Genomic DNA, 6,952 nt, shown 5'->3' with positions numbered 1-6,952 from the left:
AAATTTAAAATTTAAAAATTGAATCAAAATTTTTATCTTTCACAATAAATAAATTCAATATCTATTATATTATTCAATCTAGCAAAACATAAGAAATAAAAATAAAGTTTTTGAAAAAAAACTTATACAATCATAGAAATAGAAGAAGAATTTAGTTTATGTATTATAAATATAAAACTGAAAAAATATTGGAAAAAATTTTTCAAATCCAAGGAATTTATGAGTTTTCTCATAATTTAGACTTTAAAAAATGGTGGATTATAACTCTCATTGTAATTGGTAAAATGTTATTTTTTACTGTGTTATTAATAATTTTAGAATTTATTTTCAATAGAGGAGTACGTTTTATAGGCAGAAGAATTGTGAGTTCTACTCATTTTGTTTGGGATAACATTTTATATGAAAATAAAGTTTTTGATAGTTTAGCCCATTTTTTTCCTTTATCTATTGGTTTTCTATTAATTGAACCTTTTTTTAAAAGTTATCATACAATTGTCATTTATTTGGAAAAAACATTCGATATTTTATTTGTTTTAATCGTTTTACAATTTTTAATTAGAGTAGTAAATTCCATTATGAGAATAGCTACAAGTGAAAATAATCATCAAACCATAGCAGTTCGCTCTTTTTCACAATTGTTAAAAATTATATCCATTATATTTTGCGTTTTAGTTATCATTGCTATTCTTACAAAGAATGATTTAATCACTATACTTACCAGTTTAGGTGCTATAACAGCTATTGTAATATTAGTTTTTAGGGATACAATTCTTGGATTTGTTTCTGGTGTACAAATGGCATCTACTAAAATGATAAAGGTAGGTGATTGGATAGGAATTCCAAAATATAGTATAGAAGGAACGGTTATCGAAATCAATTTAACTTCCGCAAAAATAGAGAATTTTGATAAAACTATAACCAGTGTCCCCACTTATGATTTAATTTCTACTGCTGTAACTAATTTTGAAGTCATGCGTCAAAAGAACATACGTCGAATCAAAAGATCCATTTTATTTAATATACAATCTTTTCATTTTTATAACTCCGATAAATTAAAAAAATTTCAACATGTTTATTTAATTAAAAATTATATTCATAAAAAACAAAAAGAAATAGATCTTTTCAATAAAGAAAAAAATGTTGATATTCGCATAGATCTTAATGGAAGAAGATTAACGAATATTGGTTTATTTCGTCAATATACATTGGAATATCTACATCAACATCCACGAATATCACAGTCAGAAACTCTTATGGTGAGACACTTAGAACCTACTCCTTATGGACTTCCTGTTGAGTTATACTGTTTTACAAACACATCTGAATCCATTAAATATGAACAAATACAAGCTAGTGTTTTTGATCATTTGCTGACAGCTGCTAAAGAGTTTAATTTAGAAGTGACACAAGTCACTAAGAAAGAATTTTTTTAAATGGTGAAATTAAGTGTTAATTTAAATAAAATAGCTACATTAAGAAATGCAAGAGGGGAAAATCTACCCAATCTGTTGCAGATAGCAATAGATGTTCAAAAATTCGGATGTCAAGGGATTACTATTCATCCACGTCCTGATGAAAGACATATTAGATATCAGGATGTTTACGATATTAATTCTGTGATAAAAACGGAATTGAACATTGAAGGAAGACCTACTGACAAATTCATGGAACTCGTATTGAATGTAAAACCTGATCAAGTAACCTTAGTTCCTGATCGGAATAATGCAATTACTTCAAATTCAGGATGGAATACAATTTTACATTGTCACTTTTTGGCTAAAAAAATAAAAATATTAAAAAATCATGGAATTAGAACTTCTATATTCCTAGATCCCGATCCTAAATTGGTTGTATATGCAGCTAAAACAGGAGCAGATAGAATAGAATTGTATACCGGAAATTTTTCTGTTGGATATGCTAAAAAAGAATGGAATTGCATCAATCCCTATATTGAAACAGCGAAAGAGGCTATTAAAAATCATATGCTTGTCAACGCTGGACATGATTTAAATTTAGATAATATTTCTTTTTTAATTAGAAAAATACCGAATCTAGCAGAAGTATCTATAGGACATGCTTTAATTAGCGAGTCTTTATACATGGGATTAGAAAACACAATTCAAAGTTATTTAAAAAGAATTTATAAAGAAACATTAAGAGAACAGAGTTAAATGATATGATATTACGTTCTAAAATTTTGGGATCTGGTTATCCTATCCTGGTTTTTCATGGATTATTTGGGAATGGAGAGAATTGGAATTCTTTTGCTAAAGAATTTGACAAAGATTATGAAATTCATTTAATAGATATTCGAAACCACGGAAAGAGTTTTTTTTCAGAAAAAATGGATTATGATGTAATATCAAAAGATATATTGAATTATATATCCTATTACGAGTTAGATCATCCTATATTGTTAGGCCATTCTATGGGAGGAAGAGCTGTAATGAAGTTTTCTATCAAATACTCTTTTATTCCAAAAAAAATTATCATTGTGGATATCAGTCCTAATGCTTATATAAATGCAGATCAAGAAAGTTTAATTCATGTCTTAAAAAAAGTTAATTTTGATACCATAAAAACAAGAAAAGATCTTGATGCTTTTCTGAAACCATGGATTCCTGATATAAAAATGCGATTGTTTTTTTCCAAGTGTACTCATAGACAAAAAGATGGAAAACTTGGATTTCGTTTTTTTTTGTTTGGAATTGAAAAAAATTATGATTGTTTAATTCGTCAGAAGATAGAAAATGGATCATACAATGGGCCTTCACTTTTTTTGCGTGGAGAAAATTCAGATTATCTTCTTCCTAAAGATTATGATTCTATTCTCAATTTATTTCCAAAAGCGGAAATTTTAACTATAAAAAAAGCGAAACATTGGATTCATGTAGACAATCCTCTAGATTTTTATAAAAAAATAAATATTTTTTTAAAAAAAACATAATTACTATATCGTATTAACTTGCATAAGTCATACAATTTTTTAAATTTACAATTTAATTAAAAATAATTTTATGATTTTTGATCTTGATAGGATTCGAAATTTTTATTCGAATTTTCAATTTCGAATTGAAAAAATTCGAAATATAATAGATCATCCCTTGACTTATTCAGAGAAAATTTTATATTCTCATTTATTAGATCTAAAAGAAATAGATTCTAAATCCAAAAATTTTAGAGATCAACGTTATATGAATTTTTTTCCGGATCGTCTTGCCATGCAAGACGCTACTGCTCAAATGACGTTACTTCAGTTTATGCAAACACAAAAATGTAAAACATTTATACCTACTACTGTTCATTGTGACCATTTGATATACGCAAAAAATGGATCAAAGATCGATTTAGAAAATACTATAAAAGAAAATGAAGAAATTTATAATTTCTTAAAATCAGCATCACATAAATATGGAATAGATTTTTGGGCGCCCGGATCAGGCATTATTCATCAAGTTGTTTTAGAAAATTATGCTTTTCCTGGAGGAATGATGATAGGAACTGACTCTCACACTCCTAATGCAGGAGGCTTAGGAATGTTAGCAATAGGAGTAGGAGGATCTGATGCTGCTGAGGTTATGTCTGGTTATTTTTTAGAGTTAAAATTTCCCAAAATAATTGGAGTTCATTTAAAAGGAAAGATGAATGGGTGGACTTCTCCCAAAGATATAATATTAAAATTATCTGGAATGATTGGAGTTTCAGGAGCTACAAATCATATTATTGAATATTTTGGAAAAGGAACTAATCATATTTCTTGTGTAGGAAAAGCAACGATATGTAATATGGGAGCAGAGATAGGAGCTACTGCTTCTTTATTTCCTTATGATGTTAGAATGAAAAATTATTTGGATAAAAATGGAAGAGAAAAAGTTTCTACCATGACTGAAAAAATAAAAGATTTTTTGAAAGCAGACATAGAAGTTGATCGTAATCCATATAATTATTATGATAAAGTAATAGAAATCGATTTAAATGTTTTAGAACCATACATTAATGGTCCTTTTACCCCTGACAAGGCAACTCCTATTTCTAAAATGAAAGAAGAAGCGCTAAAAAATCATTGGCCAACTAGGATAGAGATTGGGTTAATTGGTTCATGTGCAAATTCTTCTTTTGAAGACTTATCAAAAGCAATATCTATTATTCAACAAGCAAAAGATAAAAAGTTAAAAATCTCTTCTGAATATTTAGTAACACCAGGATCAAAAAAAGTTTACTCTTTGATAAAAGAAAAAGGATTTATTTCTGATTTTCAGGATATTGGAGCAAAAATATTTTCCAATGCTTGTGGCCCTTGTATTGGCCAATGGTTTAGAAAGAGTAGTAAAAATAATGTGAAAAATACGATCATTCACTCTTTTAATAGAAATTTTTCATCTCGTAATGATGGAAATCCAAATACACATGCTTTTATTGCTTCTCCGGAAATTGTTACTGCTTTAGTTTTCTCTGGTGATTTAACTTTTGATCCTAGAAAAGACACGTTAAGAAATGAGATAGGTGAATATGTTAAATTTGAAGAACCTAAGACCATGGAACTTCCTAAAAGGAATTTTGAAACAGAAGAATTAGGATATGAATTCCCTTCAGAAGACAAAAAAAAGTTATCTGTAATAATAAAAAAAAATTCGAAAAGATTACAAATTTTATCTCCATTTCCAGCATGGAATGGAGATCATTTGCTTAATGTAAGACTTTTAATGAAAATTAAAGGGAAATGTACAACAGATCATATTTCAATGGCTGGACCTTGGCTAAAATATAGAGGTCATCTGGAAAAAATTTCTGAAAATTTATTAATTGGAGCGGTTAATGCTTTTAATCATAAAAGAAACAAAATAAAAAATGTTATAACAGGAAATTATGGGACGGTTCCTGATATGGCTAAATTTTATAAATCAAAAAATATACCCACCCTGATTGTAGGGGAGGAGAATTATGGAGAAGGTTCTTCAAGAGAACATGCAGCAATGCAACCTCGTTTTTTAGGAGTTCGTGTTGTTCTTGTGAAATCCTTTTCCAGAATACATGAAACTAATTTAAAAAAACAAGGAGTTTTAGCTTTAACCTTTTTAAATTCTTCTGATTATCAGAAAATTCAAGAAGAAGATATTTTTCATTTTTATATAAGAGATATTCAACCAAAAAAAAATGTAGATGTAGAATTAATTCATTATAATGGAGATAAAGAAAAAATCATAGTTCAACATTCTTATAATGAAAGGCAAATTCAATGGTTTAAAGCTGGTTCTTCTTTGAATTTCATTAAAAAAAAATAAAATTCATATTGTATGATAATTATAAAAAATTTTTTTATAAAAAGTATTCAGCTATACCAAATAGGTCTATCTCCATGGATAGGAAATAACTGCAGATATATTCCCACTTGTTCAGATTATATGATTCTATCTCTGAAAAGATGGAATATTTTTAAAGCCATTTTCATGGGTTTTAAGAGAATTATTAAATGTTATCCTTGGGGGAATTCAGGTTTTGATCCTCCTATGATTTAATTTTTATGAAAATGTTAGAATATATTAATTGGGATCCTATTCATAAATTTTCTTTATGGAAAGGTTTTTCTATTCACATTTATAGTCTGATGTTTATCATTTCTTTTTTGTTAGGATGGTGCATTATGAAGTCTATTTATAAAAATGAAAATATACATCAAAAATATTTGGATCCTTTGTTAATATACACTTTCTTTGGAACTCTTATCGGTGCAAGATTAGGACAAGTTTTATTTTATGATTTTTCTTATTTTTCGGATCATTGGATAGAAGCATTACTTCCTATCAGAGAAAACAATCATCACTCTTTATTAGGTTTGATAAAAGGTTATGAATTTATTGGTTATAGAGGATTGTCTAGTCATGGAGCAACTATAGGGATTATTTTATCCAGTTTTTTTTATAGTAAAAAAATACTTAAAAAATCTTTTATTTGGATATGTGATAGATTATGCATAGCAGCAGCTATATCAGCTTCTTTTATTAGAATAGGAAATTTTTTTAATTCTGAAATAGTGGGAAAACCATGTAACACAAAATTACCTTGGGCAGTGAAATTTGTCCAAATGGATACAGAATATGGAGAAATAGTACCTAGACATCCTGCACAAATATATGAATCGATTAGTTATCTATTTATTTTTTTATTGCTATGGTATTTATATAATAGGAAAAAGGTTGATAATGGATTTTTATCTGGAATATTTTTTACTTTTCTTTGGTCTGCACGTTTTATATTAGAATTTTTAAAAGAACCACAAGGAAAGGAAGTTTTTAATTTTTTATATTTAAATACAGGACAATGGCTCAGCATTCCTTGTATTATTTTTGGGTTATTTCTTCTTAAATTAAGAATCAAAGAATATTTTTTTTCATAATGAAAAAAATTCATGTTTTTTTTACACTGATAGTGGTTTTATTCTTTTTTATTTCTTCTTCTGAAAGAAGTGATGATGATTTTTTTTTAGACCCAAATATGGCTGTAGGAGATCTATTGGAAATAAAATTCGTTAAACATGGAGAATTATATATGAAAAACAAAAATTCTATTATCAAAAAAATAGATATAGAATTAGCCGATAGAGATACAGAAAAAAGGAATGGATTAAAATATAGATCTTTTTTGAAAGAGAATAGAGGAATGTTGTTTTTGTTAAATCATCAAGAAGAATATAAGAAGATTGATATGAAAAATATGAGAATTCCTTTAGATATTATTTATATAAATCAATTTGATACTGTTTTTTTTGTGAATAAGAATGTCAGTCCTATGAGAGAAATTGAAAAAATTGATTTTCCTTCGACAATAAAATATGTTTTAGAAATTAATGCTGGAATGTCAGAAAAATGGGGAATAAAAGAAGGAATTACAAAAATTGCTTGGTTTTTAAATGAAAATAATGAAAATTGATTATATATCTTTGTCTTTAACTTTA

General features: G+C 27.2%; 7 protein-coding genes. All 7 read left to right on the top strand.

Going from position 1 to position 6,952, the window contains the following annotated elements:
- Window positions 1-158: 158 nt before the first annotated feature.
- The 7 genes from H0H68_RS03155 to H0H68_RS03125 all read left to right on the top strand — a co-directional run bounded on the left by H0H68_RS03155 (window position 159) and on the right by H0H68_RS03125 (window position 6,927).
- Entirely contained in the window at window positions 159-1,433 is a 1,275-nt protein-coding gene (locus H0H68_RS03155; RefSeq protein ID WP_185853339.1) for a mechanosensitive ion channel family protein, read from the top strand.
- On the top strand, window positions 1,434-2,171 hold the full coding sequence (locus H0H68_RS03150) for a pyridoxine 5'-phosphate synthase (protein ID WP_185853338.1): 738 nt from the start codon (window positions 1,434-1,436) through the stop codon (window positions 2,169-2,171).
- Window positions 2,172-2,176: 5 nt separating this feature from the next.
- Window positions 2,177-2,947 (top strand): alpha/beta fold hydrolase, encoded by a 771-nt coding sequence (locus H0H68_RS03145; protein ID WP_185853337.1) that lies wholly within the window; start codon window positions 2,177-2,179, stop codon window positions 2,945-2,947.
- Window positions 2,948-3,017: 70 nt separating this feature from the next.
- Entirely contained in the window at window positions 3,018-5,282 is a 2,265-nt protein-coding gene (locus H0H68_RS03140; RefSeq protein ID WP_185853336.1) for an aconitate hydratase, read from the top strand.
- A 12-nt stretch (window positions 5,283-5,294) separates the two neighbouring features.
- Window positions 5,295-5,516 carry a membrane protein insertion efficiency factor YidD gene (gene yidD, locus H0H68_RS03135; RefSeq protein ID WP_185853335.1) on the top strand — a complete coding sequence of 74 codons (222 nt, stop codon included), beginning with the start codon at window positions 5,295-5,297 and terminating at the stop codon, window positions 5,514-5,516.
- A 5-nt stretch (window positions 5,517-5,521) separates the two neighbouring features.
- Window positions 5,522-6,394 (top strand): prolipoprotein diacylglyceryl transferase, encoded by an 873-nt coding sequence (lgt, locus tag H0H68_RS03130; RefSeq protein ID WP_394366740.1) that lies wholly within the window; start codon window positions 5,522-5,524, stop codon window positions 6,392-6,394.
- Window positions 6,394-6,927 carry a DUF192 domain-containing protein gene (locus tag H0H68_RS03125; protein ID WP_185853333.1) on the top strand — a complete coding sequence of 178 codons (534 nt, stop codon included), beginning with the start codon at window positions 6,394-6,396 and terminating at the stop codon, window positions 6,925-6,927. The genes lgt and H0H68_RS03125 overlap by 1 nt, the downstream gene beginning before the upstream one ends.
- Window positions 6,928-6,952 lie beyond the last annotated feature (25 nt).

The sequence above is a fragment of the Blattabacterium cuenoti genome, from assembly GCF_014251555.1.
Lineage (GTDB): Bacteria > Bacteroidota > Bacteroidia > Flavobacteriales > Blattabacteriaceae > Blattabacterium > Blattabacterium cuenoti_P.
Note: the sequence above shows the minus strand (reverse complement) of the source record. Positions and strands in the feature narration are given on the sequence as shown.

What these genes read in the sequence shown, in the direction of transcription:
- H0H68_RS03155 (WP_185853339.1), top strand. Translation starts at nt 159, where the DNA reads ATGTATTATAAATATAAAACTGAAAAAATATTGGAAAAAATTTTTCAA.
- H0H68_RS03150 (WP_185853338.1), top strand. Translation starts at nt 1,434, where the DNA reads ATGGTGAAATTAAGTGTTAATTTAAATAAAATAGCTACATTAAGAAAT.
- H0H68_RS03145 (WP_185853337.1), top strand. Translation starts at nt 2,177, where the DNA reads ATGATATTACGTTCTAAAATTTTGGGATCTGGTTATCCTATCCTGGTT.
- H0H68_RS03140 (WP_185853336.1), top strand. Translation starts at nt 3,018, where the DNA reads ATGATTTTTGATCTTGATAGGATTCGAAATTTTTATTCGAATTTTCAA.
- yidD (WP_185853335.1), top strand. Translation starts at nt 5,295, where the DNA reads ATGATAATTATAAAAAATTTTTTTATAAAAAGTATTCAGCTATACCAA.
- lgt (WP_394366740.1), top strand. Translation starts at nt 5,522, where the DNA reads ATGAAAATGTTAGAATATATTAATTGGGATCCTATTCATAAATTTTCT.
- H0H68_RS03125 (WP_185853333.1), top strand. Translation starts at nt 6,394, where the DNA reads ATGAAAAAAATTCATGTTTTTTTTACACTGATAGTGGTTTTATTCTTT.